We start from the raw sequence: 24,653 nt of genomic DNA, 5'->3' as shown, positions 1-24,653 counted from the left end.
TCACCCCTTCACATACGGTATGCCGCTTGCCGCCGGCGGCCTGGACCGGCCGACAACTCCGGCGACGGCGAAAATGGTCACCAGGTACGGCAGCATGGCCATGAACTGGCTCGGAACGGGGGTGCCGATGATGCCTAGGATCGACTGCAGGTTGTAGGCGAAACCGAAGAGCAGGGAGGCCAGGAAAGCGCCGATCGGGTTCCACCGGCCGAAGATCAGGGCAGCCAGTGCGATAAAGCCGCGGCCACCGGAAATTTCCTTTGTGAAGGAATCGATGGTGACCAGGGTGAAGATCGCTCCGCCGATACCTGCGATGGCTCCGCCGAGGGTGACATTCCAGAACCGCGTTGCGTTGACGTTGACGCCCAGGGTGTCGGCAGCCTGTGGATGTTCACCGACGGCGCGAACCCGCAGGCCCCAGCGGGTCTTGAACAGCGCGAACCAGACGACGGCCACGGCGATGTACATCAGGTAGCCTGCGATCGACTGCCGGAACAGGATGGGCCCTATGATCGGGATATCCGCCAGCAGCGGGATCGGCAGGATGTCCAGCCGGCCGGGGGTGTTGAACTGGGCCTTATTGGGAACCATGAGCGTTCCGAACAGGAAGCCCGTGAGGCCCGAGACCAGCACGTTCAGGACCACGCCCACGATGATCTGGTTCACCAGGTACTTGATACTGAAAACTGCGAGGACCATGGAGACCAGGGCTCCGGCCCCCGCAGCCGCGAGCAGGCCGATATAGGGGCTGCCCGTGATCGTGGCTACAAGTGCGGCGGTGAAGGCGCCGCCCAGGAGCTGGCCCTCGATCGCGATGTTGATCACACCCACCCGTTCGCACAGCACCCCTGAAAGCGAGCCGAACACGAGGGGTACGGCGAGGGTGACGGACCCCGCTATCAGGCCTGCCAGCGAAATGGACGGCTGACGCGCCCCGGCCACGATCCAGACGAGGAGGGCGAACACGAACACTGCCGTGAAGACGATGGGCAGCCACTTTGGGGACCGCTCGCCGCGGGTCCAGAGATAGACGGAGTAGGCCGCCATGGCCAGCAGCAGGACCCCCAGGACGATGCCACCTGCCTGGCCGGGGATCAGCAGGTCGGGCAGCATCCAGGCGTCGCCCGGGTCGCTGATCCTCATTTCCGCGGTTTGGCCCGGTCCAAGGAGTCCGAAGAACACCAAGGCAATGAGGGACAGCGTGCTGAGGGCGATGGGGACTTTCAAGGGAGGGCGTTCCGCCGTCGCTATTGCCGAACCTGAAGCGGGCGGCCTGGGGGCTGTGGTTGCGGCGCTCATTTGGCACCTCCTGTAGCAGTGGCGACGGCGGAGCGGCGGGCTGGCCTGGCCGGCTTGTTCTTCTTCCTGCCGGGGTTGAGGCCGAAGATCGACCGGATGAGCGGCGGGGCCGCGATAAAGAGGACGATCAGCGACTGCACCACAAGGACGATGTCGATGGGAGTGCCGGTCTGGATCTGCATCTGCACTGCACCGGCGCGGAAGGCACCAAACAGGAGGCCGGCAAAGAATGTTCCCCAGGGCGTGCTGCGTCCCAGCAGCGCTACTGTAATGGAATCAAAGCCAATCTGCGCAGCGATACCTCCCGTCAGCACCTTTTCCGTACCGGCGACCTGCGCCACCCCGCCGAAGCCCGCAAGCGCGCCGGCGAAGGCCATGGCCAGGATCATCGCAAGCGGCACCTTGACCCCGGCTGTCCGTGCGGCGGCAGGGTTGGCGCCTACTGCCCGGAACTCGAAGCCGATGGTGGAGCGGTTCAGCAGCCACCAGACGGCGATGGTCAGAAGCACCACCACGATGAAGCCGAAATGGAGCCTGGAGCCGGGGATGAGTGGCGGGTAAGCGGCCGATTCGTCGATTCGCGGCGAAATCGGCGTGTTCTCTCCGGGCCGGCGAAACGCCGGAGTGTTAAGCAGGAAGTCCAGGAAGAACAGGGCGATGTAGTTCAACATGATGGTCACAATCACCTCATGCGCCCCAGTCCTGGCCTTGAGTACCCCGGCAATCGCACCCCAGATCGCGCCTCCCACGATGCCCATGACGATCACCACGATCAGGTGCACAACCGAGGGAAGATGCCAGGCGAATCCGGCGTAGGCAGCTGCAGTGGCACTGATGATGACCTGGCCCTGGGCGCCGATGTTGAAGAGCCCGGCTCGGAAGGCCAGGGCAACGCCAAGGGCCGCGCAAATGAGGGGCGTAGCCACGGTCATGGTCTCCAGTAGCGGCAGGAAGCCTTGGCGTGGGTTGAAGACGGCGCCTTGGAAGAGGGCCACGTAGCTGCTCGTCATGGCGCTCCAGAGTGCGCCCAGGAAGTCGGAGGGTCGGCCGAAGAAATATCCGGCGGTACGTGCTACATCGCTGTCAGTGCTGGCGATTAGCAGTCCGCCAAGCACCAGTGCCACCACGACGGCGAGTATGGAAACGAAGCCGCTGCCCATCATGATCTGCTGGAGGACGTTACCCTGCTTGTGGCCGACGTCGCCGCTTTGTGACGAGACGGGAACCAGGGACGGCTCGTGCAGTCCGCCCGCGGTGTCCAGCGCGACGTCGGCAGCCTGCACGTCCTGGGGGGATTCGGCGGGAGCAGCTTTGGCTGGAACCGTTGCGCCTGGAACGGAGTCGCCTGGAGCGGTGCCTTCGGGGGCTGAGCTGTCGGGAATCTTGCCATCCTCAGTGGCCATGGTGCCCTCCTTCCGGGCCGACTCCGGCCATCATGAGCCCGAGGGTGTCCCGCGGGGTTCCCGACGGGACGATGCCCACCAGTTTGCCTTTGTAAAGCACTGCGATCCTGTCCGCGAGTTCCATGACTTCGTCCAGTTCGGTGGAAATGATCATGACCGGGGTTCCGACGTCGCGTTCTGCGACGATCCGGCGGTGCAGGAATTCGATGGAGCCGACGTCGACGCCGCGGGTGGGCTGGCTGGCAATGAAGAGCCGCAGCGGCCGTGACAGTTCCCGGGCCATGACCACCTTCTGCTGGTTGCCGCCGGACAAGGTTCCGGCTGCCGCGTTCGGGGAAGGCGTGCGGATGTCGAATTCCTCGATCTTGGTCCTCGCGTGTTCATGGACCTTCGAAGGGTTCATGCTGATGCCGTTGGCGAAGGGAGCCTTGTCATAGAGGTCCAGCACAAGGTTTTCCGCCACGGAGAAAGGCCCCACGAGTCCGTCTACGCTGCGGTCCTCAGGCACGAAGCCCACGCCGGCTCCCAGGACGTCTTTGACGGGGAGCCCGAGCAACTCCTTGCCGTCGAGCGTCACCGAACCGGTTACGTGTTCCTGGATCCCAAGGATTGCCTCCGTCAGTTCCGTCTGGCCGTTGCCCTGCACACCTGCAACCGCGAGGATCTCACCTTGGGCGATGTCGAAGCTGATGCCATCCACCACCGTGGTCCCGTTGGGGGCGCGCACTGTCAGGTCCGTGACCACGAAGGTGGTCTCCCTGGGCGCGGCAGGGTCCTTGTTCAGGGTCAGGCTCACCGGGCGCCCCACCATCATCGAGGCCAGTTCCGTGGTGGGAGCCGTGGGCGGGGCGTCGCCCACCACCCTGCCGCGGCGGATAACGGTGATGACATCCGAAACGGCTTTGACCTCCCGCAGTTTGTGGGAGATGAAAACGATTGACGTGCCGCCGTCCCGGAGCTGGCGCATGATGTCGAGCAGCTCGTCGGTTTCCTGGGGCGTCAGCACCGCCGTCGGCTCGTCCAGGATGAGGACTTTGGCCTTCCGTACGAGGGCCTTGATGATTTCCACTCGTTGCTGCACACCGACAGGGAGGTCTTCCACGAGGGCGTCGGGGTCGACGTGGAAGCCGTATTGTGCGGAGATTTCGCGGATCTTCTTCCGGGTCTCCTCGATACTGAGGACGCCGCCGAAGGTGGTGGTTTCGGCTCCAAGGGCAACGTTCTCGGCAACAGTGAACACCGGAACCAGCATGAAGTGCTGGTGCACCATGCCAATCCCGGCTGCCATGGCATCCCCTGGTCCGCGAAAGTTCACGGGCCTGCCATCCAGCAGGATCTGGCCGGCCGTTGGCTCATACAATCCGTAGAGCACGTTCATGAGGGTGGATTTACCGGCTCCGTTCTCCCCAAGGAGGCAGTGGATCTGTCCGGGTTCGACCACGAGGTCAATGTCTTGATTGGCGTAAAAGGTCCCGAAAGCCTTCGAGATACCCTTCAATTCGAGTTTCACAACTCCCCACCGTTCTGTTGGTCCGAAGGGACGGCTGGACAGCTCAACTTCCGATCTGCTTGAGCACAGCCTAGTTAGGGCAAAAACGCGCCGCCAGTACCGTGTGCACGGTACCGGCGGCGCGTCCTGAGGAGTGTTACTTCTTCGGGCTGGCCTGGGACTCAACCACGAGCTTGCCGGAGATGATGTCCGACTTCAGCGTTTCCAGCTCGGACTTGGTCTCGGCCGGGACGGCGGACTCGAAGTCATGGAACGGGGCGATCGCGACGCCGTCGTTCTCCAGGGTGCCGACATAGGCCTCGTTGGAGAACGTGCCTTCCTTGTCATCCTTTACAACGGCCTCCACGGCCTGGTCCATTTTCTTGACCACGGACGTGAGCATGAGGTCCTTGTATTCCGGTGCCGTGAGGTAGCCGTCTGCGTCGACCCAAATGAGCTTGACGTCCTTGCCGGCAGCCTTGGCTTCCTTCAAGGCAGCGCCTGAACCCAAGCCGACAGGGCCGGCGACGGGCATGATGATGTCCGCGCCCTGGTCAAGGAGGTTCAGCGTGACCTGCTTGCCGGTGTCCTGCTTTTCGAAGTCGCCAGTAAATGAGCCGTCCTGGCTGGCCTTGTCCCAGCCGACCACCTGGACGTTGGCGCCTTTGGCCTTGTTGTACGCCTGGACACCGTCGTAGAAGCCGTCCATGAAGATGGTCACTGTGGGAAGCTTGACACCGCCGAAGGCTCCCACCTTGCCGGTCTTGGACGTGGCGGCCGCAACATAGCCGGCCAGGTAGGCGGCCTGTGCGGTGTCGTAAACCACGGGCTTTACGTTGGGGACCGGCGGGTCGTAGGAGAAGTCGACGATGGCGAAGTGCTTGTCCGGGTTCTTCTCTGCCGCTGCCTTGGTGGCATCACCCAGGAGGAAGCCGACGGTGACCGTCAGGTTGCATCCTGCTGCGACCATGCCGTTGAGGTTGGTTTCGAAATCGCTGTTGGACTTGGATTCGGCTGACCTGACGGTAATTCCAAGGTCCTTCTCGGCCTTCTTGAGGCCCTCAAAGGAAGACTGGTTGAACGACTGGTCGTCAAAGCCGCCGGAGTCAGAGACAATGCAGCCGGTGTAGGCGCTTGCAGTGTTCCCGCCCGGGCCCGCTTCGGGAGGCGCTCCACAGCCGGTAAGCAGGAGCCCGGCAGCGCTGGCGGTGGCAACGCCTGCCATTGAACCGCGTTTGAGGGTGGCACGCAGTGAGTTCTTCAATTTTCCTCCAGGAAGAAAGTGGTACGCGCTACGACGGATGGTCAATGAGTGTCCGTTTCGAATGCTCCACACTGAAATTCTGTTTTCACTGATGGTTCGCAGCACTGCGCTTGGGGGCGCGCTGATGTAATCAACACTAGTGGCGTGCGACACAGCCAATAGTCACAAAAGCCCAACAATCCGCAGATTGTTGGGCCTTTGTTACCAACGAGTATTTTCCCCAACTGACTGGCATTCGTTGTCGTTATGGGTCCTCATAACGACAACAACTGCGAGCCAGTTGAGTGGGGGCTAGAGGTCTCGAATGGTGCGCAGGGCCGCGGCCGCCAGCACCTGGATGCCGTGGCCGAGGGCGCGCTCATCGACGATGTAGTCGCCGCGATGGAGGTCGTACTCCTCGCCTCCCGGGGTCCTGGTGCCCAATCGCATCATGGCGCCCGGCAGCTCCGCCAGGAACCAGGCGAAATCCTCGCCGCCCATGGACTGCGGCGTCAGGACGACGGCGTGTTCGCCGAGTTCGGCGCGTGCCGAAGCTTCGATGATCGCCGTTTCGTGCTCCGAGTTAACTACCGGAGGGACGCCGCGGGTGTGTTCCAGGTGCACCTCCACGCCGTAGGGCGCCGCAACCTGGCGGACGACGTCGTCCAGCAGTTCCCCGGCGCTATGCCACGCGTCGCGGTCGAGGCAACGCATCGTGCCGGCCATAAAGCCGGTGCCGGGGATGGCGTTGGGTGCCGAGCCCGCTGACACCTGCCCCCACACAACGGAGACGCCGCTGCGCACATCCACCCTCCGCGACAGGACCGCGGGGACGTTGACGGCGATCTGGGCGAGGACGAAGACAAGGTCCTCGGTCAGGTGCGGCCGGGAGGTGTGGCCGCCCCGTCCGGTGAGCTCGATCTTGATCGTGTCCGAGGCTGAGGTGATGGCCCCGATGCGTGTGCCGATCTGGCCCACGTTGATCCGCGGATCGCAGTGCAGCGCCATGATGCGGGGAACGCCGTCGAGCACGCCCTGTTCGATACATGACAGCGCGCCGCCGGGCATGGTTTCCTCTGCGGGCTGGAAGATGATGCGTACAGTTCCACCCAGCGGCTCATCCAGGTGCATCCTGTGCAGCACCAGCGCAATTCCCAGCATGGTGGCTGTATGGATGTCATGGCCGCAGGCATGGGTGACGCCGTGGTTCTTGGAGGCAAACGGCAGGCCGGTTTCCTCAATGATGGGCAAGGCGTCGATATCACCACGGAGGGCGGTGGCGATGGGCCCTGCTCCGATGTCCACCGTCAGGCCGGTGCCTTCGAGGCGGCGGGGCTTGAGCCCGGCCGCCTCAAGGCGTTCGGCAAGTTTGTCTGTGGTGCGGTATTCCTTGAAGGACAGTTCCGGGTGCGCGTGCAGGTCCCGTCGAAACTCAATGATCTCCGGGAGCAGTTCTTCGAGCCAAGGACCCACGACGGGGGTCGGCTCGGTTTCGGTCGTGTAATTGCGCACGTCACAACTCTAGCCACCCCTGCAGCGCAAAGAGTGATTGACTGCTCTTGGTTACGCCACGAGGGCGACCCAGGGAGGGAACTGTCCCTGACGAAGCGGCCTAAAGGACGTCGGTATCGCCGCTGGCCTTGAGGGCGTCAACGGCACCCTTGACCCGCTGGGCGTGTTGCTTGGTGGTTACCAGGAGCGCGTCGGGAGTATCCACGATCACGACGTCCTTGATACCAATCAGGGCAATCACACGCTTGGTATCCGAGACAACCACACCACTGGCGTTTTCGGTGAAAACGCGTGCGCCCTCTCCCAGCACCGTTACCTCGTCCACTTCGCGGGCGCTGTTCAGCCGGCCGATCGCAGCGAAGTCACCCACATCGTCCCAGCGGAAGGTACCGGGGACGACGGCGACATCGCCGGCCTCCGCGGCCGGCTCGGCCACTGCATAGTCGATTGCGATCTTTGGCAGCGTGGGCCAGACCCGGGCTGTGACCTCGTCGCGGTCCGGGGTGTCCCAGGCCGCCGCAATCTCATCTAGCCCCTTAAAGAGCTCCGGCTGGTTGGCCTCGAGATGCTTGAGCATCAGGGCAACCGGCGCCACGAACATGCCTGCGTTCCAGACGTAGTTTCCGGACTCTACGTACTTCCGGGCAACCTCTTCGCTGGGCTTCTCCACGAAGACTGCGACGTCATGCGCGTTCGGGGCACCCTCTATGTCCAGGCGAGCCCCCGTACGGATGTAGCCGAAGCCGGTGGACGGGTGGGTGGGCTTGATACCGATGGTGACGATCTTCCCGGCGGCGGCGACGTGGATAGCTTCACGGACGGCCTCCTGGAACAGCTCCTCAGGGCTAATCACTTGGTCCGCTGCGAAGGAGCCCATGATGGTCTCCGGGTTGCGACGGTGCAGGATGGCGGCAGCCAAGCCGATGGCGGCCCCGGAATCCTTGGGCTCGCTCTCAAGGACCAGGTCGGATTCCTGGAGTTCGGGGAGCTGCAGGCAGACAGCAGCCTCGTGCGCCTGGCCCGTCACTACGAGGACGCGGTTGTCCGCCAGCGGCCCCAGGCGGTCGTAAGTTGCCCTCAGCAGGGTACTCCCTGAACCCGTGAGGTCGTGGAGGAATTTGGGGGCTGCGGCGCGCGACAGAGGCCATAGGCGGGTCCCCACTCCGCCGGCCGGAATGACCGCGATAAAGCGGCGCAGTGGCGAGTCCTGGCTTGTCACGTTGTCTGTAGTCACGCAAATTACTGTATCCGACGGCGGTAAAGTACCCGCCAGTCGCCACGGTTTGCAGCACCGACGCGGGCCATGTCGGGGATCCGGAGCGGCCACAGCGGGACTGGCTGAAGTACGGGCAGTGTGGCATTCGTCTCATCTACCTCCTGAAATGCCGGAAATACGGGATATCCGGCCGTAAATCAAGGCCGACAAGGCCGTCCTAAATTGAATAAGCTGTGAGCGAAGCCTAGATTTAGGCCTGAGCTACGAGTGCTCTCGCAGCAGGCGTTCCCCCCGCATGGATCCCGTGCCAGCGCCGCTGTGTTGCAGGAAGGTTTATTCAGTGCCGACAAAACCAGCTGGTACCTTGTATCGCGGCCGTGAAGGCATGTGGTCCTGGGTTGGACATCGTATTACCGGTGTAGTGATCTTTTTCTTCTTGTTGGTCCATGTGCTGGACACCTCACTGGTGCGCGTGTCCCCTGAGGCCTATACCGCCGTCATCGGCGCTTACAAGAACCCGATTATGGCCCTCGGAGAAACGGGCCTCGTCGCAGCAATCGTCTTCCACGCCTTCAACGGCCTGCGCATCATCGCCGTCGACTTCTGGAAGAAGGGCGCCAAGTACCACCGCCAGATGCTGTGGATCGTGCTGGCACTATGGCTCGTCACGATGGTGGCGTTCTCAATCCGTCACCTGTCCCTCGCACTGGGAGGCCACTAAGCCATGAGTACGATTCAGGCCCCGCGTTCGGGCAAGGTTTTGCCCAGGTACAACCGCACCGGCAGCAGCCGCGGTAACTTTGAAATGCTCGCATGGCTGTTCATGCGGCTCTCCGGCATCGCGCTGGTGGTGCTGATCTTCGGCCACCTGTTCGTCAACCTGCTCGTCGGCGAGGGCATCCACGCCATCGACTTCGGTTTTGTTGCCGGCAAGTGGGCCGATCCGTTCTGGCAGTTCTGGGACCTGGCCATGCTGTGGCTGGCCATGCTGCACGGCACCAACGGTGTCCGCACCATCATTAACGACTACGCCGAGAAGGACTCCACCCGCTTCTGGCTCAAGATGGTCCTCTACGCGGCAACCGCCGTCATCATCATTCTGGGCACCCTGGTGATCTTCACGTTCAACCCCTGCCCCGTCGTCGACGGCGTCCAGCTGCCGGGCGGCTTCTGCCCCGCGCCGTAGCGGCTACCGCGGCACCGCAGGAGTAGCTCCTGCAGTGCTCAATTTAGCGGAGTCAGCTCCGCCGACCATCTGAATTAGAGAGAAAGAGCATCCGGTATGCAGGTCCATAAGTACGACGTCGTGATCGTCGGCGCCGGTGGCGCGGGCATGCGCGCAGCCATCGAATCCGGCCAGCGCGCACGAACAGCGGTATTGACCAAGCTCTACCCCACCCGGTCCCACACAGGGGCGGCCCAGGGCGGCATGTGTGCGGCCCTTGCCAACGTCGAAGAAGACAACTGGGAATGGCACACTTTCGACACCATCAAGGGTGGCGACTATCTGGTTGACCAGGACGCCGCAGAGGTCATGGCGAAGGAAGCAATCGACGCCGTGCTGGACCTCGAGAAGATGGGCCTGCCGTTCAACCGCACGCCCGAGGGCCGGATCGACCAGCGCCGTTTCGGCGGCCACACCCGTGACCACGGCAAGGCGCCCGTACGCCGCGCCTGCTACGCAGCCGACCGTACCGGCCACATGATCCTGCAGACGCTCTACCAAAACTGCGTTAAGCACAACGTCGAGTTCTACAACGAGTACTACGTCCTGGACCTGCTGATCGTCGAAGAAGACGCAGTCCGCGAAGACGGCACGGCGTACAAGCAGAAGCGCGTTGCCGGCGTCGTGTCCTACGACCTCGCCTCGGGTGAGCTGCACGTCTTCCAGGCCAAGTCCGTAGTGTTCGCCTCGGGCGGCGCCGGCAAGGTCTTCAAGACCACGTCCAACGCCCACACCTTGACCGGCGACGGCATGGGCATCGCGTTCCGCCGCGGCATCCCGCTGGAGGACATGGAATTCTTCCAGTTCCACCCGACCGGCCTCGCCGGCCTCGGCATCCTCCTGACCGAGGGTGCGCGTGGTGAAGGTGCCATCCTTCGTAACTCCGAAGGTGAGCGCTTCATGGAGCGCTACGCCCCCACCATCAAGGACCTTGCACCCCGTGACATTGTTGCCCGTGCCATGGCCAACGAAGTCCGTGAAGGCCGCGGCTGCGGTCCGAACAAGGACTACGTCCTCCTTGACCTGACGCACCTTGAGCCGGCACACATCGAGGCCAAGCTGCCGGACATCACGGAGTTCGCCCGTACCTACCTCGGCGTGGAGCCGTTCACCGATCCGGTGCCCGTGTTCCCGACGGCGCACTACGCCATGGGCGGCATCCCCACCAACATCTCCACCGAGGTCCTGCAGGACAACGACACCGTGGTTCCGGGCCTGTTCGCCGCCGGTGAGGTGGCCTGCGTATCCGTCCACGGTTCGAATCGCCTCGGCACAAACTCCCTCCTGGACATCAATGTGTTCGGCAAGCGGGCCGGCATTGCCGCCGCCGAATACTCCAAGACGGCGAACTTCGTGGAGCTCCCGGAAAACCCGGAACTGGAGACCCGGGGCCTGCTGGACAACCTGCTGAACGGTACGGGCACTGAGCGCGTTGCACAGATCCGCAAGGAACTGCAGGACACCATGGACGCCAACATGCAGGTATTCCGCACCAAGGAGTCCCTGGAGAAGGTCCTGAAGGACATCGCTTCCTTCGAGGAGCGCTACAAGAACGTGGTGGTCCAGGACAAGGGCAAGCGCTTCAACCTGGATCTCCTCGAAGCTGTGGAACTGGGCTTCCTCCTTGACATGGCGAAGGTCATGACCGTCGGTGCACTGCACCGTGAAGAGTCGCGCGGTGGACACTACCGCGAGGACTTCCCCGACCGCGATGACGAAAAATTCATGAAGCACTCCATGGCTTACAGGGATTCCTCGGTAACGGCCGAATTGTCTGCGGAAGCTGTTGCGGGCATCCGTCTTGAAACCAAGCCCGTTGTCTTTACCCGTTACGAGCCAATGGAGCGTAAGTACTAATGACTACCGAAATGGCTGAGCCCGCCTCCAAGGTCGAGCTTCCCGCGAGCGTGGCCGGGGACGGGGAAATCCCCACCTTCCACATCACCCTCCGTGTCCGCCGGTACGATCCCGAGGTCTCCGAAGAGGCACGCTGGGACGACTACAAACTCACCATGTACGGCACTGACCGTGTCCTGGATGCCCTGCACAAGGTCAAGTGGGAGATTGACGGTTCCGTCTCCTTCCGCCGCTCCTGCGCACACGGTATCTGCGGATCCGATGCCATGCGCATCAACGGCCGCAACCGCCTGGCCTGCAAGACCCTGCTGAAGGACCTGGACACCTCCAAGCCCATCACCGTCGAGCCCATCAAGGGCCTGCCGGTCGAAAAGGACCTCATCGTGGACATGGAACCGTTCTTCCAGTCCTTCCGAGAGGTTATGCCGTTCCTGATCAACAAGGGCCACGAGCCCACTAAGGAACGCCTGCAGTCCATCGAGGACCGTGAGCGCTTCGACGACACCACCAAGTGCATCCTGTGTGCCGCGTGCACCTCGTCCTGCCCGGTGTTCTGGACGGACGGCCAGTACTTCGGCCCGGCGGCGATCGTGAACGCCCACCGCTTCATCTTCGACTCCCGCGACGACGCCGGAGACATGCGCCTGGAGATCCTCAACGACAAGGAAGGCGTGTGGCGTTGCCGCACCACCTTCAACTGCTCGGAGGCCTGCCCCCGTGGCATCCAGGTCACCCAGGCCATCGCCGAGGTCAAGCAGGCAATCCTGGCCCGCAAGATCTAGGATCGCAGGCTTTAGCAGGAAGTACGACGACGGCGCCGCTTCCCCAACAGGGCCCACCTACATAGGGTCCCCTGCCCGAGCTTGCGAGGGTAGGGAATGTTGGGGGACGGCGCCGTCGTCGTCGTTTCAGAACCCCTACTGAAAGGCGGAAAAGATGCACCACTCCGAAAAGGTCACCTTCGAAGGAACCACTGGAGAAATCCTTTCCGGAATCCTTGACGTTCCCGAAGGCCCGGTCCGAGGCTGGGGAGTGTTCTCCCATGGCTTTACCCTGGGCAAGGACAGTCCGGCCGCCTCGCGCATCTGTAAGGGGCTGGCGGACGCCGGGGTGGGCATGCTGCGCTTCGATAACGTGGGACTTGGCGGCTCCGGCGGCGAATGGTCCAAAGGATCGTTCAGCCACAAGGTCGCAGATACCGTTCGCGCCGCCGAATTCATGCGCTCCATGGGAAAACCGATCTCGCTGCTGGTAGGACATTCCTTTGGCGGCGCTGCCGTGCTCGCTGCGGCCCGCGACATTCCCGAACTCGATGCCGTCGCTACGGTCGGAGCGCCCTTCTCGCCCAAGCATGTGGAGCACGTCTTCGATTCGGCCATGGACAAAATCCTGAGCGAAGGCAGCGCCGAGGTGGACCTGGGCGGCAAGCGCGTGGAAATACGCCGGCATTTCGTTGAAGACCTCCAGAACGCAGACCTCAGCGACTGCATCAGGACGCTGCACAAGCCGCTCCTGGTGCTCCACTCCCCCACCGACAACACTGTGGGAATCGAAAACGCCAGCACCATCTTCCAGACAGCAAGGCATCCCCGCAGTTTTGTGTCCCTGGAAGGCAGCGACCACCTGCTCACCGCCAAGGGCCAGGCAGCGCGGGTAGCGAAGATCATCTCCGCCTGGGCGGACCAGTACCTCGACGCGGCCGGCTAAGAGAGCTGGCGCGGCGGCTGGTGCCGGGAGCCCAGCGTCGGCTTGCGCGGGTGCCCTTCGGACTTCCGGTCCCCTTCCCTGATGGCCGCCCAGGAAGCGGACATGAGGTAGACCTGGCTGACAAGGTTGAACCAGATCAGCAGGCCAATGATGACGGCGAACGAGGCCAGGAGCGGGTTCCGACCGGCGTGGGCCAGAAGTTCCGTGCTGAAGATCTGCAGGACTGTTGTGCCGATGCCGGCGAGGATGGTTCCCTCGAGGAACGCCTGGCGGCGGAGCTCAAGGCCCCCGGCCAGCCGGAACATGATAACCGCGGTCGTCCAGTTCAACAGCAGCGGAACGGTGGTCTTCATTAGCCACAGGAACGGATCGGCCACCCGGGGGTCCACCGCAAGCAGGTCTATGAACCATCTGGCTGCCGTGCCGAAGACCAGGGACACGCCTGCGCTCAGCACAAGCGCCACGCCGAGCAGGAGGAGGGTTCCGGCGTCGAACAGCTTCAGCAGGACGGGGTTTCGCTTCAGCGGGGGCAGGCCCACGACGCCGCGCAGTCCGGCTCTCACGCTGTCGATCCAGCGCAGCGATGTGAAAACGGTGACAGCCGCGGCAATGATGGCCGTAAGGCCGAGGCCCTCAGGATTCAGCAGGTCGTTCGGGTCCACCAGGCCCTCTCCGCCGTCGACCTTCAACAATCCCGGGGCGCTGGCCGAAACATTGGCAATCACCGAGTCGACCAGGAGCGGCTGGCCGCTCAGCACCAGGCCCGCGACGGCGAAGCCGGTAGTGAGCAGACCGGTGATGGAGAAGAACATGTTGAAGCCGATGCCGGCACTCATGAGCGGGCCGTGCTGCAGGTTGTAATGCTGCACCACCCTCACTGGCCGCAGGGCAGTCAGCCTGGCGAGGAACAGCTGGAGCAGGGCCATTGCCTTCGCTGGCTGGCTTTCCCCGGACCTCCTGGCCTTGCCCCATTCGACCTTGCGGTGGATGACCTGGAGCTTCAGCTTGGCCAGGTCAGTCGGAAGCGGCGGAGCTGCGTCCGGCTGCTGTCCCTTGCGTTTCGCGTTCCTCGTCAGTATCGCTGCCAAAATCGAGCTCTTCCCGTAGCTGCCAGATGCCGTTGCTGTCGTGCTCGTAGAGTCCCATGCTAACCACGGGGAACGTGGCGCTGTAGTCACTGAGCGCGATCTCGGCCGCGTCGAGGCTTTCGGGGGAAACATCGTGGGCCACGGTCACGTGGGGATGATACGGAAAGGGAAGGTCCCGCTCGAGGGGACCGGTCTGGAGCTGTTCATGCAGCTTCACGCATTCGCCATAGCCCTCTTCCACGTTGAGGAACACCACCGGCGACACCGGGCGGAATGATCCGGTTCCCGAAATGGTGATCGTGAAGGGGCTCTGTCGTCGGGCGATATCCCGCACGTGATCCCTGGTGGCTTCCCAATCCCGCGTGGGAGTGGTGGTGATGAGGGTGATGTGGGCCGGAATGATCCCGGCCATGGGGTCCCCGAAAGAGGCGCGCCACTGCTGCAGCTCCCTGGCAACCCTTGGCGGGAAACCAAGGATGACGCCGATGCAGATGCTGTCGCCTGCCCCGCACTCACTGACGTTACGGGCAGCCAGGCGGGCATCCACATCAGGGCCGGTTTCCGCGGTAGCGGAACCGGCCAGGATGCCGAGCTTGCCTGTTACACACATCCGTTTAGAGGCTTCCCTGGGTTCCCGCGTAAGGCAGGAAGCCCACCCTGGCATACACATCCCGCAGTGTGGCGGAAGCGATTTCGCGTGCCTTGTCGGCACCGTGGGCCAGCAGTTTGTCCAGTTCGGCGGGATCGGCCAGGAACTCATGGGCGCGTTCCCTGATGGGCGCCAGATGCTCGGTGACCAGTTCAGCCAGATCCACCTTGAGGTGGCCGTACATCTTGCCTTCATAGTCGGCGACGATCTTTTCGACCGGCAGGCCGGAGATTCCGGAGTAGATGGTCAGCAGGTTCGACACGCCGGGCTTGTTTTCCCGGTCGAAGCGGATCTCGGTCTCGGCGTCGGTCACCGCAGACTTGATGCGCTTGGCAGTGATTTTGGGATCGTCCAGCAGGTTGATCAGGCCGTTCGGCGATTCCGCCGACTTGGACATCTTGCCGACAGGGTTCTGGAGATCGTAGATCTTGGCCGATTCCTTCTGGATGAAGGGCTCGGGCACCGTGAACGTCTCACCGAAGCGGCTGTTGAAGCGGATGGCCAGGTCGCGGCTGAGTTCGACGTGCTGGCGCTGGTCCTCGCCCACGGGTACGCCCTGCGGCTGGTAGAGGAGGATGTCTGCGGCCTGCAGGATCGGGTACGTAAACAGCCCCACACTGGCTTGGTCCGAGCCGTGCCGCAGCGACTTGTCCTTGAACTGCGTCATGCGCGAGGCCTCGCCGAAGCCGGTAATGCAGTTCAGCACCCAGGCAAGCTGGGCGTGTTCCGGAACCTGGGACTGGACGAAGAGAGTGCACTTGTCCACATCAACACCGCCTGCGATGTACTGGGCCGCCGTAACGCGGGTGCGATGCGCCAGTTCTGCCGGGTCCTGCGGAACAGTGATGGCATGCAGGTCCGGGATGAAGAAGACGGCGTCGTACTCCTCCTGCATGCGGACCCAGTTCACCAGCGCACCAAGGTAGTTGCCCAGGTGCAAGGAGTCGGCGGAGGGCTGCATACCGGAGAGCACACGCTGTTTGGTCCCGGGGGCGGGGCGGGAATCCGGTGCGTTCTGCATGAGGGTCGCGGCGTCGGCTTCTGTCGTGGAGGGGAGGGTCATGAAATAGACTTTCGGGGGCCTAGAGCCGGTAGTCGACTACCAGCGGTGCATGGTCGGAGAAACGGGTATCCCATGACGCCGCCCGGTCAACAACGGCCGAGAAAGCGGCCGCAGCGAGCGCAGGCGTTGCCATGTGGTAGTCAATACGCCAGCCAGTGTCCGTGTCAAAGGCTTTTCCGCGCTGGGACCACCAGGTGTAGGGGCCATCGACATTTCCCGCCAGGCCCCTGTGGACATCCCTCCATCCGATCTCTTCGCCGAAGAAACGGTCAAAATAGGCACGCTCGTCCGGAAGGAAGCCCGCGCGCTTGGTGTTGCCCTTCCAGTTCCTGATGTCCAGCTCAGTGTGGCCGACGTTGAGGTCGCCTACCACCAGCGCGTGGTCACTATGTTTGGCGAGTTCCGGAAGCCGCTTGAGCATCACGTCAAGGAAGCGGTACTTGTCCACCTGCTTGGGCGTATCTGCCTCACCGGAGTGGACATACGCGCTCACTACGGTGAGGGTGGCATCTTCTCCCGAGGCATTCTTGACCAGAAAGTCGGCCTCGGTCCAACGGCCGGCCGTGGCGAAGTAGTCATCTCCGATTCCCACACGGGTAGCCACGGGCTCCTTCCGGGACGCGATAGCCACGCCGGCGCGGCCCTTGGCCTCCGCCTCGGCATGGAGGATAAACCAGCCTTCGCCGATGAGCTGCCGGACGACGTCGTCAGGGGCCCGGACTTCCTGCATGCAGAGGATGTCCACATCGCGGGGTTCCAGCCACTCCCCCATGCCCTTCTTGTAGGCGGCACGGAGGCCATTGACGTTGACCGATGCGATGCGGAGGAAATCCTTGTTCAATGCCAAGCTCACCCGGTCCACTCTAGTCGATGATGGTGCCGCTGACCGGCTCGTCCCCGGCGCCGGAGGACTTGAGCATGTCGCGGGCGTTGGTGGCTGTAATGGCAATGGTTTCCAGTGCGCGATCGATCGTGTCCTGGTTGGCGGCCGCCCCCTTGGCGCGTTCCTCTTCCACAACGCGGGCCTGGACCTGCACGATCTTGAAGGAATGGTCCAGCTTGAGGTCCCGAACCCCGTCGGCGGCATTACGCTGGGTTACGACCCTGGTGCCGCCGTGGTCGGCGCTGGACGACGACGGCGCCCGGCCGGTTGCGGCGTTGAAGGCATCCTGCGCCTCGGCCAGTTTCGCCCCGGCCCGCCTTGCCGCCCTCTGGATGCTGAGCACCACGAAGGTGGCCAGGGCCAGCCAGCCGAAGGAGACGACGGCGACAACCCAGCCCACGACGTCGTTCTGGTTGGCCGCGAAGATGACCGCCACGAGGAAGGCGATGATCACCACGGTCATCCCAAGCCCGCCAATGCGGAAGCCCTTCAGGGGACCTTTGGAGCCGGGAGACGATGCGGACGGGCGGGGACCACCGAGAGATTGCATATGCCAATTGTCGCAAACCTGCTGGACTGGAATAGCCCCCTTCCACCGGGGGCGAACAGCAGGGGGGTGTCCCTATGTTCTTTGTCAAGCTGTGGGAGCAGCTTTTCTCTGCCGCCGTTTGGCGAGGTTTTTGGGCGCAGAGTAGTGGCCGACGTCCCGGAGGACGACGGCTGATGTGCGGTCTTGTCAGGCCGCTTTGATTTGGGGTGCCTCGTATAGCACTCCGTCGCGCAGCATTGCGAACAGGACGTCACAGCGGCGTCTGGCCAGGGCGATCAGCGCCTGGTTGTGCCGTTTGCCCTCGGCCCGTTTGCGGTCGTAGTACTCCCGCGAGACCGGGTCTTTCAGTGCCGCGAACGCGGAGAGGAAGAACGCCCGTTTGAGGATCTTGTTGCCCTTCCTCGAGGAGTGGTCGCCGCGGATGGAGGTGCCGGAGCGCCACGTCACGGGCGCGAGCCCGGAGTAGGAGCCCAGGTGCCCGGCGGTCTTGAAGTCCTTACCGACCACCTCGGTGATGATCCGGGCTGCCGTCCTGACGCCGACCGCCGGTAGGGACGTCAGGAGCTGATGAAGAGGGTGGGCCTCCACGAGTTTCTCCACCTGCGTGAAGACCTCGGCACGGGAAGCGCGCAGCTGGGCCAGCTGCGCGGCGAGTTGGGGCAGGACGATGCCGGCGGCGCCGGTGCCGGCAACCACCACGCTCTGCTGGTCCAGGGCCGCGAAGATCTCTTCGGCCCAGCGCTTGCCTGCCCGCGGCGCCGACTTGATCATGAACGCGCTGACCCTGTTCTGGCCGGCTCTGCGCAGGGCCTCCGGGGCCGGGTATTTCCGCAGCAGCTCGGCCATCACGGGGTGGTCCAGGTGCGGGCCGATGGCCCGTTCCAGGGCGGGGTGGATCTGGGTGAGGAGTCCGCGGATCCGGTTCGAGGCTGCCGTGGCCTGCTTGGAGAGGTCGTCATCAAAACCGCAGAGCATCGACAGTTCCGCGGCCTGCTCATCGGCCACGGCGATGGAACGCAGGGTATGCGGCATGGTCCGGGCTGCTTCAGCGATTATGTAAGCGTCTCGGGCGTCCGTCTTCGCCTCGCCCGGGTGCAGGTCCGCGATGCGGCGCATGGCCAGGCCCGGCAGGTAGCCGACCAGGATGCCTGCGCTCTGAGCGACGGCGACCGGCAGCGCGCCGATGGTGGCGGGCTGGTCCACGACCAGCAGCAGGGTTCCGTGCTTTGTGAGACTGTCGATGATCGCCCGCAGTTTCGCCTCGTCCTGGGGCAGGGCCTTGTCGAGCAGTTTCCTGCCGTTCCGGTCCAGGCCCACCGCGTGGTGGTTGGTCTTGCCGACGTCGACGCCGATGAAGACATCGACGGATTCGTGGTCCCTGATCACGCATAACCTCCAGAAGTCCGGTCTGATCCAACAGCGCTGGCGTGTCCTGCGGCTCCAGAGTTCGGCATCCACGTTACGGCCGGCCTCCCGCGGCAAGTCTGCGGCTGGTCTGGTCCCCATTAGCGATCCCCTGGCGCCTATCGGACCTCGGTGACAACACCCCCCGGATCATGATCGACTGGGGGAAAAGATCATGCCGGGGCCGACAGGCCAGCAACCCCGATTCTTGCTCGTTTAGGGGCCATAAGAAAGGTAACGGGGTGACAGTGCGTGCGCTACATGAGGAAGCGGGCCTATTTGAGGAAGAGGGCCCTGAGCCTTCCCGTGGTCAGCAGGATGCCGACCAGGATCATCACCAGGTAGTAGCCGATGTGCACGACGGTGGCCGGGCCAAAGCTGCCTACGCTGATTTGCCGCAGCAGTTCCACTCCGTGCCAGAGCGGCATTGCCTGGACCAGCCACTGGATGGGCTCCGGGTACACGCTCAGGGGGTAGAAGGTGGCGCTGAACAGGAACATAGGGAGCAGGAAGAAATTCACCCAGTCCATCTGCTGGAACGTCTTCATGAAGCTCGTGACGCCCATGCCAAAGCTTGCGAAGCCAAAGGCGATCAGGACTGACGCCGGCATCATGAGTAGCGCCCAGGGCGTGGTGAGCAGGCCCATCATTCCCATGACCGCCGTGAAGCCCGTGGCGTAGAGAAGTCCGCGGAGGAGGGCCAGGAAGATCTCCCCCATGGCAACATCAAGGGGCCCCAGGGAGGTGTAGAGCATCCCCTGGTAGAGCTTGGCGAAGTTCATTTTGAAGAAGACGTTCCATGTGGAGTCATAGATGGCGCCGTTCATGGCGGATACTGCCAGGAGCGCCGGTGCGATGTACGCGGCGTAACTGATCTCCTGCCCCGATGGTCCTTGGACCGGGCCCACAATCGAACCCAGGCCAACCCCCATGGACACCAGGAACAGCACCGGCTCAAGGAATCCCGAAGCCATCACCAGCCAGTTGCTGCTCCTGGTCGCCATCAGGCCTCGGGATACCACTGCTGAGGCGTTCCGGGAGTACAACGAACCGAACTTCCGGGCGCGTGCCGCTTCGGTAGCCTCGTGGCCCTCTGCCATGACGCTCATGCTCCGATCCCCCTCATTGGCCGATCCTGCTCATTGGCCGGTCCTGCTCATGTCCCCATCCTTCGCACGAAGCAGCGCTGGGTCAGGGTCCAGCCAACGCCTGCGCAGGCCAGCAGGAACACCACATGCCCGATGGTCAGCAGCGGATCCTCGTCATAGCCATAGCTAAAGACCCGGCCGAGTTCCGTCCCGTGCCACACCGGGGAAATCCAGCCGATCCAGCGGACAGCGAGGGGAAGCGTGTCCAGCGGAAAGAAGGTGCCGGAGAACAGGAACAACGGGGTGACGATGAAACGCTGGACCAGGGCGAACTGCCCCTTGTCCTGCTTGAGGCTCGCGGAGTAGGCCATGAGCGGCAGTCCGAAGGCGAGGCCCGAGAGGGTTGCCACCGGGATGGAAACCCAACCCCAAGGGCTGGGCGAGGCCCCGAACAGGGCCATAATGCCCAAATAGGCTGCCGACTGGAACAGCAACCGCAGCGTAACGGCCATGATGTGTCCCACAGCGATTTGCTGGGGAACAAGGGGGGAGGCGTGTGGCCCGTAGTACGTGCGGCGCCATTTGAAGCCTGCCATGACAGGGTAGGAGAACTCCCCGGATGATGTCATGACAGCCGCGGAAACCAACAGGGCAGGCGCAATGAAGGCCAGGTAGCTGACTCCGCCAAAAGCAGCCGCCTGATTGGCGTCCACGAGCGTTGCCAGTCCCACTCCCATCGCAAAGAGGTAGGCCACCGGCATGCCCACGCTGTACAACAAGATGGACATGGCGTAGCCGCGGAATACCCTCAAGACGTGCTCCGCGTAGTAGAAAGACCCCCAACGGCGTGCCTTTGCAGCTGAGGTCCCAGGAGCGTGTGCCCGCCCTGCCGTCGTCCCAGTCAGTGGTGCATCCCGTTCACTATGCAGCTCAGTCAACGAGGCTCCGTCCGGTCAGCCGCAGGAAGACATCCTCCAGTGACGATCGGCGCACGAGCGATGTCAGGGGGTGCAGGCCCCGGGCGGTAACCTGCTCCAGGGCCGCCTCGCCGTCGTCGGCATAAATGAGCACCCTGTCCGGAAGGGTTTCCAGGCGTTCGCCGATGCCCTGGAGTTCCGCGCCGATCCTGGTGTTGCGCTCGGAACCGAACCGCAATTCCAGCACCTCTCGCGTGGAGTGCTCCCGGATCAGGCTCGACGGCGACCCCTCGGCCATGATCCGGCCCTTGTCCACCACGATGAGGCGGTCGCAGAGCTGTTCCGCCTCGTCCATGTAGTGCGTGGTGAGGATGAGGGTTACTCCCTGCTCCTTGAGGCGGAACAGGCGGTCCCAGAGAATGTGCCGCGCCTGCGGATCCAGGCCCGTGGTCGGCTCGTCCAGCAGCAGGATGCGTGGTTCATTGATGAGCGAGCGGGCAATGGTCAACCGGCGCTTCATGCCGCCGGACAGATCGTCCACCCTTGACTTCGCCTTCTCTGTCAGTTGCGCGAATTCGAGGAGCTCGTCGGCCTTGGGCCTGAGGTAGCTCAGCGGCAGTCCGAAGTAGCGGCCGTACACGAGCAGGTTTTCGCGGACCTTCAGTTCTTCGTCCAGGTTGTCCTGCTGAGGCACCACGCCAAGGTGGGCCCGAACTTCCGGACCATGGCTCTCGGGGTCGAGCCCCATGATGCTCAGCTGCCCCGACGTCCGCTGGGACACACCGCCGATCATCTTCATCGTGGTGGACTTTCCAGCCCCGTTGGGGCCAAGCAGGCCGAAGGACTCCCCCGCACTTACTTCAAAGGAGATACCGTCGACGGCGGCCAGGTCGCCGTATTTCTTGGTCAGTTTGTGGGCAGCGATGACGACGTCGGGCTTCATCGGGATGCTGGCTGTGGCGTGGGCGGACCGGGTTGCTTCATCGTGCACTCCAGAAGACTAGTGCAGCAAAGCCGGCTGCGACAGAGGGCGCAGGCTATTAAATGAAACATTTCATTCGGTACCTGCAGCCTCATGAATGAGGCGGGCAAAGCGGCGCTGGCGAGCGGTTGTGCCGTATAAGCCTGCGGCGTAGGTTGAAATCAGCTGGGTGTGTCAGATCCGGGTTTTCCCATGGAAGGACCAATCATGAACATCACGAGCCGCGCCAGAATCCGCAGTTTCGCAACACTAGGGGCAGCAGCCCTTCTGGCAACCAGCGCCGGATCCGCCGCAGCCGCTCCGGGCGGGGTTCCAGCCATTCCCCTGAACGTCGGGCAGGAGGTTACTGGCTCGAATACCGGGGCCCATGGATTCTTCAGCTACACCATCGACGATGATGAGCTCTGCTACACGCTCTCCGTGAGCAACCTTTCCGGCTCGGCCACTGGCGCACATATCCATATAGGCCTGAGGCGCGAGGCCGGCCGCATTGAGGTGACCCTAGATACCCGCGCCGGTACCAGCTGGACCGTCGAAGATTGCATCAAGGCGGGCGAGGGAGATCTCTCACAGGCTGATCTTGACGCCATCTCCAGCAACCCCAGGAACTACTACGTCAACGTGCACACACCCACCTTCCTGGGAGGCGAGGTCCGGGGCCAGCTGAAGTAACTGGAGGACCTCCCAACTGACTCGCAGTTGTTGTCGTTATGAGGGCTCATAGCGACAACTAATGCGAGTCAGTTGGGGTTGGCTAGGCGATGCCTGACGTGCCCTTTTCTGCCAAGTGCCGTTCCGCGGTCTCTACGACGTTGGCCAGCAGCATGGCACGCGTCATCGGGCCGACTCCACCCGGGTTCGGCGACAGCCATGCGGCGACGTCGGCCGCGGCCGGGTCGACGTCTCCGGTGACTACGGCCTTACCGTTGCCGTCGTCGACCCGGCTGACGCCGACGTCGAGCACAATAGCGCCCGGCTTCAGGTCCTCCGCCTTGATCATGTGAGGCTGCCCGGCGGCGGCAATAACGACGTCGGCCTGGCGGAGTTCCGCCGGAAGGTCCACCGTGCCCGTGTGCGCGAGGACAACCGTGGCGTTGACCTCCTTGCGGGTGAGCAGCAGGCCGACGGGCCGGCCGATGGTTACGCCGCGGCCAACCACCAGGACGCGCTTGCCCTTGAGGTCGATGCCGTGACGGGTCAGCAGCTCTATGCAGCCCTTGGGAGTGCACGGCAGCGGGGACTTCATGGGCCCGCTGACGTTGGCCACAAGGCGGCCCAAGTTCATCGGATGCAGGCCGTCGGCGTCCTTGTCGGGATCCATGGCCTCCAGGATGACGTCCTGGTCAATGTGCTTGGGAAGCGGCAACTGGACGATGTAACCGGTGCATTCCGGGTTCTCGTTCAGTTCGCGGACGACGGCGAGGAGCTCTTCCTGCGTGGTTTCCTCCGGCAGGTCGCGCCGGATCGACTGGATGCCCACCTCGGCGCAGTCCCTGTGCTTGCCGGCCACATACCAGGTGCTACCCGGGTCCGATCCCACGAGGACGGTTCCCAGCCCCGGCGTGACACCCCTGGCTTTGAGGGCGGCGACGCGTTCGGTCAGTTCGGACTTGATGGCAGCGGCCGTGGCCTTGCCGTCAAGGACCTGCGCCGTTTTTGTGGTTTCAGCCATCGGTCACCACTGCTCGTGCTGCGGGTAGAGCGGGAAGTCAGCAGCGAGCTTGTCCACGCGGGCCTGCAGGGCCTCAACGTTCGTGGCCGAGCCGGCCTTTAGGGCAGTGGCGATGATGTCGGCAACCTCGGTGAATTCGGCAGCGCCAAAGCCGCGGGTGGCCAACGCAGGGGTACCGATACGCAGGCCCGAGGTGACCATCGGCGGGCGGGGGTCGAACGGCACGGCATTGCGGTTCACGGTGATGCCCACCGAGTGCAGGAGGTCTTCTGCTTGCTGGCCGTCGAGCTGCGAGTTGCGCAGGTCCACCAGGACCAGGTGGACATCGGTGCCGCCGGTCAGCACCGAGACGCCGGCTTCGGCGACGTCGGACTGGTTCAGGCGGTCTGCGATGATCTTGGCGCCTTCCAGGACGCGCTCCTGGCGCTCCTTGAATTCCTCGCTGCCGGCGATCTTGAAGGCAACAGCCTTCGCTGCGATCACGTGCATGAGCGGGCCGCCCTGCTGGCCGGGGAACACGTTGGAGTTCAGCTTCTTGGCCCACTCCTGCTTGGCCAGGATCACGCCGGAACGCGGGCCGGCGAGCGTCTTGTGCACAGTGGAGGTGACGATGTCCGAGTGCGGGACAGGGCTCGGGTGCAGGCCCGCGGCAACGAGACCGGCGAAGTGGGCCATGTCCGTCCAGAGTAGGGCGCCAACCTCGTCCGCGATGGAGCGGAAGGCAGCGAAGTCGAGGTGGCGCGGGTAGGCGGACCAGCCGGCGATGATGACCTGGGGCTTCTCGGCAATGGCTTGCGCGCGCAGCTTGTCCATGTCCACCCGGAAGGTGTCCTCTTCGACCTGGTAGGCGGCGACTTCGTAGAGCTTGCCGGAAAAGTTCAGCTTCATGCCGTGAGTCAGGTGGCCGCCGTGGGCCAGGGACAGGCCGAGGATCTTGTCACCGGGGGTGATCATGGCGGACAGGGCCGCGGCGTTTGCCTGGGCACCGGAGTGCGGCTGGACGTTGGCGTATTCGGCGTCGAACAGCGCCTTCACGCGGTCAATCGCAAGCTGCTCCGCGACGTCGACATACTCACAGCCGCCGTAGTAGCGGCGACCCGGGTAACCCTCGGCGTACTTGTTGGTCAGGACCGAGCCCTGGGCTTCCATGACGGCGCGGGGGGCGAAGTTTTCGGAGGCAATCATTTCCAGGGTGCCGCGCTGGCGGCCCAGTTCCTGGTCAAGGACTGCCGCGATTTCGGGATCGAGTTCGGCCAGCGACTGGTTGCTGACAGTCGCGGAAGTGGTGAGAGTAGTCACGGAGATCTCCTGATTAGGCAACGGGTACTGCTACAGGTCAGGCTACCGGCTGGGGCATGGCACCGTCCCCCTGGTTACGGGGCACGGTAAACAACCGGCAAGACATG

23 protein-coding genes are annotated in these 24,653 nt (G+C 63.5%); 6 read left to right on the top strand and 17 right to left on the bottom strand.

Annotated elements, in window-relative coordinates; translation table 11 throughout:
• The 6 genes from J7E82_RS16695 to J7E82_RS16670 all read right to left on the bottom strand — a co-directional run bounded on the left by J7E82_RS16695 (position 1) and on the right by J7E82_RS16670 (position 8,180).
• Positions 1 to 1,299: an ABC transporter permease gene (locus J7E82_RS16695; protein WP_214864628.1), complete on the bottom strand. Its 1,299-nt coding sequence runs from the start codon at positions 1,297 to 1,299 to the stop codon at positions 1 to 3.
• Complete coding sequence (locus J7E82_RS16690; RefSeq protein WP_214864626.1) at positions 1,296 to 2,702, bottom strand: ABC transporter permease; 1,407 nt, start codon at positions 2,700 to 2,702, stop codon at positions 1,296 to 1,298. Before J7E82_RS16690 ends, J7E82_RS16695 begins: the two co-directional genes overlap by 4 nt.
• The gene (locus tag J7E82_RS16685) at positions 2,692 to 4,212 is read right to left on the bottom strand and encodes an ABC transporter ATP-binding protein (RefSeq protein WP_214864624.1); all 1,521 of its coding nucleotides are present in this window, start codon (positions 4,210 to 4,212) and stop codon (positions 2,692 to 2,694) included. Before J7E82_RS16685 ends, J7E82_RS16690 begins: the two co-directional genes overlap by 11 nt.
• 136 nt (positions 4,213 to 4,348) lie before the next feature.
• A complete protein-coding gene (locus tag J7E82_RS16680) occupies positions 4,349 to 5,416 on the bottom strand; it encodes a BMP family protein (RefSeq protein WP_214864707.1) in 1,068 nt (355 codons plus the stop codon).
• A gap of 330 nt (positions 5,417 to 5,746) precedes the next feature.
• Positions 5,747 to 6,946, bottom strand: coding sequence for an amidohydrolase (locus J7E82_RS16675; RefSeq protein ID WP_214864622.1), 1,200 nt, complete (start codon positions 6,944 to 6,946; stop codon positions 5,747 to 5,749).
• A 100-nt stretch (positions 6,947 to 7,046) separates the two neighbouring features.
• Entirely contained in the window at positions 7,047 to 8,180 is a 1,134-nt protein-coding gene (locus J7E82_RS16670) for a mannose-1-phosphate guanylyltransferase (RefSeq protein ID WP_214864620.1), read from the bottom strand.
• Between the two features lie 322 nt (positions 8,181 to 8,502).
• Between J7E82_RS16670 and sdhC the strand changes: the two genes are divergently transcribed.
• The 5 genes from sdhC to J7E82_RS16645 all read left to right on the top strand — a co-directional run bounded on the left by sdhC (position 8,503) and on the right by J7E82_RS16645 (position 12,951).
• Positions 8,503 to 8,883, top strand: a complete 381-nt coding sequence (gene sdhC, locus J7E82_RS16665) for a succinate dehydrogenase, cytochrome b556 subunit (protein WP_214864618.1) — start codon at positions 8,503 to 8,505, stop codon at positions 8,881 to 8,883.
• A gap of 3 nt (positions 8,884 to 8,886) precedes the next feature.
• Positions 8,887 to 9,348 (top strand): succinate dehydrogenase hydrophobic membrane anchor subunit, encoded by a 462-nt coding sequence (locus J7E82_RS16660; RefSeq protein ID WP_214864616.1) that lies wholly within the window; start codon positions 8,887 to 8,889, stop codon positions 9,346 to 9,348.
• A 96-nt stretch (positions 9,349 to 9,444) separates the two neighbouring features.
• Positions 9,445 to 11,244: a succinate dehydrogenase flavoprotein subunit gene (sdhA, locus tag J7E82_RS16655; RefSeq protein ID WP_214864614.1), complete on the top strand. Its 1,800-nt coding sequence runs from the start codon at positions 9,445 to 9,447 to the stop codon at positions 11,242 to 11,244.
• Positions 11,244 to 12,026: a succinate dehydrogenase iron-sulfur subunit gene (locus J7E82_RS16650; protein ID WP_214864612.1), complete on the top strand. Its 783-nt coding sequence runs from the start codon at positions 11,244 to 11,246 to the stop codon at positions 12,024 to 12,026. The genes sdhA and J7E82_RS16650 overlap by 1 nt, the downstream gene beginning before the upstream one ends.
• Before the next feature lie 154 nt (positions 12,027 to 12,180).
• On the top strand, positions 12,181 to 12,951 hold the full coding sequence (locus J7E82_RS16645) for a carboxylesterase (RefSeq protein WP_214864611.1): 771 nt from the start codon (positions 12,181 to 12,183) through the stop codon (positions 12,949 to 12,951).
• On the opposite strand, the gene J7E82_RS16640 is transcribed toward J7E82_RS16645, so the two are convergent.
• The 9 genes from J7E82_RS16640 to J7E82_RS16600 form a co-directional block, all read right to left on the bottom strand.
• A complete protein-coding gene (locus J7E82_RS16640; protein ID WP_214864609.1) occupies positions 12,948 to 14,039 on the bottom strand; it encodes a YihY/virulence factor BrkB family protein in 1,092 nt (363 codons plus the stop codon). The genes J7E82_RS16645 and J7E82_RS16640 overlap by 4 nt on opposite strands.
• Positions 13,966 to 14,649 carry a 2'-5' RNA ligase family protein gene (locus J7E82_RS16635; protein WP_214864607.1) on the bottom strand — a complete coding sequence of 228 codons (684 nt, stop codon included), beginning with the start codon at positions 14,647 to 14,649 and terminating at the stop codon, positions 13,966 to 13,968. Before J7E82_RS16635 ends, J7E82_RS16640 begins: the two co-directional genes overlap by 74 nt.
• Before the next feature lie 4 nt (positions 14,650 to 14,653).
• Positions 14,654 to 15,751 (bottom strand): tryptophan--tRNA ligase, encoded by a 1,098-nt coding sequence (gene trpS / locus J7E82_RS16630; protein WP_214864605.1) that lies wholly within the window; start codon positions 15,749 to 15,751, stop codon positions 14,654 to 14,656.
• A gap of 19 nt (positions 15,752 to 15,770) precedes the next feature.
• On the bottom strand, positions 15,771 to 16,604 hold the full coding sequence (locus J7E82_RS16625) for an exodeoxyribonuclease III (protein ID WP_214864603.1): 834 nt from the start codon (positions 16,602 to 16,604) through the stop codon (positions 15,771 to 15,773).
• 10 nt (positions 16,605 to 16,614) lie between these two features.
• Positions 16,615 to 17,184: a hypothetical protein gene (locus J7E82_RS16620; protein WP_214864601.1), complete on the bottom strand. Its 570-nt coding sequence runs from the start codon at positions 17,182 to 17,184 to the stop codon at positions 16,615 to 16,617.
• Positions 17,185 to 17,370: 186 nt separating this feature from the next.
• Positions 17,371 to 18,597, bottom strand: a complete 1,227-nt coding sequence (locus J7E82_RS16615) for an IS110 family transposase (RefSeq protein WP_374223632.1) — start codon at positions 18,595 to 18,597, stop codon at positions 17,371 to 17,373.
• A gap of 266 nt (positions 18,598 to 18,863) precedes the next feature.
• On the bottom strand, positions 18,864 to 19,697 hold the full coding sequence (locus tag J7E82_RS16610; RefSeq protein WP_214864599.1) for an ABC transporter permease: 834 nt from the start codon (positions 19,695 to 19,697) through the stop codon (positions 18,864 to 18,866).
• A 47-nt stretch (positions 19,698 to 19,744) separates the two neighbouring features.
• Entirely contained in the window at positions 19,745 to 20,605 is an 861-nt protein-coding gene (locus J7E82_RS16605; RefSeq protein ID WP_214864703.1) for an ABC transporter permease, read from the bottom strand.
• Between the two features lies 1 nt (position 20,606).
• A complete protein-coding gene (locus J7E82_RS16600; protein WP_214864701.1) occupies positions 20,607 to 21,536 on the bottom strand; it encodes an ABC transporter ATP-binding protein in 930 nt (309 codons plus the stop codon).
• A 246-nt stretch (positions 21,537 to 21,782) separates the two neighbouring features.
• Between J7E82_RS16600 and J7E82_RS16595 the strand changes: the two genes are divergently transcribed.
• Positions 21,783 to 22,247: a CHRD domain-containing protein gene (locus J7E82_RS16595; RefSeq protein WP_214864597.1), complete on the top strand. Its 465-nt coding sequence runs from the start codon at positions 21,783 to 21,785 to the stop codon at positions 22,245 to 22,247.
• An 82-nt stretch (positions 22,248 to 22,329) separates the two neighbouring features.
• Here J7E82_RS16595 and J7E82_RS16590 read toward each other — a convergent pair whose 3' ends face one another.
• Both J7E82_RS16590 and glyA read right to left on the bottom strand, forming a co-directional pair.
• Positions 22,330 to 23,247: a bifunctional methylenetetrahydrofolate dehydrogenase/methenyltetrahydrofolate cyclohydrolase gene (locus tag J7E82_RS16590; protein ID WP_214864595.1), complete on the bottom strand. Its 918-nt coding sequence runs from the start codon at positions 23,245 to 23,247 to the stop codon at positions 22,330 to 22,332.
• Positions 23,248 to 23,250: 3 nt separating this feature from the next.
• Positions 23,251 to 24,546 (bottom strand): serine hydroxymethyltransferase, encoded by a 1,296-nt coding sequence (glyA, locus tag J7E82_RS16585; protein WP_214864593.1) that lies wholly within the window; start codon positions 24,544 to 24,546, stop codon positions 23,251 to 23,253.
• Between the last annotated feature and the right edge of the window lie 107 nt (positions 24,547 to 24,653).

The sequence above is a fragment of the Arthrobacter sp. ISL-30 genome (assembly GCF_018613855.1).
GTDB lineage: Bacteria > Actinomycetota > Actinomycetes > Actinomycetales > Micrococcaceae > Arthrobacter.
Note: the sequence above shows the minus strand (reverse complement) of the source record. Positions and strands in the feature narration are given on the sequence as shown.

Coding starts and splice junctions, on each gene's coding strand:
- J7E82_RS16695 (WP_214864628.1), bottom strand. CDS start 1,299: ATGAGCGCCGCAACCACAGCCCCCAGGCCGCCCGCTTCAGGTTCGGCA.
- J7E82_RS16690 (WP_214864626.1), bottom strand. CDS start 2,702: ATGGCCACTGAGGATGGCAAGATTCCCGACAGCTCAGCCCCCGAAGGC.
- J7E82_RS16680 (WP_214864707.1), bottom strand. CDS start 5,416: ATGGCAGGCGTTGCCACCGCCAGCGCTGCCGGGCTCCTGCTTACCGGC.
- J7E82_RS16660 (WP_214864616.1), top strand. CDS start 8,887: ATGAGTACGATTCAGGCCCCGCGTTCGGGCAAGGTTTTGCCCAGGTAC.
- sdhA (WP_214864614.1), top strand. CDS start 9,445: ATGCAGGTCCATAAGTACGACGTCGTGATCGTCGGCGCCGGTGGCGCG.
- J7E82_RS16650 (WP_214864612.1), top strand. CDS start 11,244: ATGACTACCGAAATGGCTGAGCCCGCCTCCAAGGTCGAGCTTCCCGCG.
- J7E82_RS16645 (WP_214864611.1), top strand. CDS start 12,181: ATGCACCACTCCGAAAAGGTCACCTTCGAAGGAACCACTGGAGAAATC.
- J7E82_RS16635 (WP_214864607.1), bottom strand. CDS start 14,649: ATGTGTGTAACAGGCAAGCTCGGCATCCTGGCCGGTTCCGCTACCGCG.
- trpS (WP_214864605.1), bottom strand. CDS start 15,751: ATGACCCTCCCCTCCACGACAGAAGCCGACGCCGCGACCCTCATGCAG.
- J7E82_RS16620 (WP_214864601.1), bottom strand. CDS start 17,184: ATGCAATCTCTCGGTGGTCCCCGCCCGTCCGCATCGTCTCCCGGCTCC.
- J7E82_RS16610 (WP_214864599.1), bottom strand. CDS start 19,697: ATGAGCGTCATGGCAGAGGGCCACGAGGCTACCGAAGCGGCACGCGCC.
- J7E82_RS16600 (WP_214864701.1), bottom strand. CDS start 21,536: ATGAAGCCCGACGTCGTCATCGCTGCCCACAAACTGACCAAGAAATAC.
- J7E82_RS16595 (WP_214864597.1), top strand. CDS start 21,783: ATGAACATCACGAGCCGCGCCAGAATCCGCAGTTTCGCAACACTAGGG.
- J7E82_RS16590 (WP_214864595.1), bottom strand. CDS start 23,247: ATGGCTGAAACCACAAAAACGGCGCAGGTCCTTGACGGCAAGGCCACG.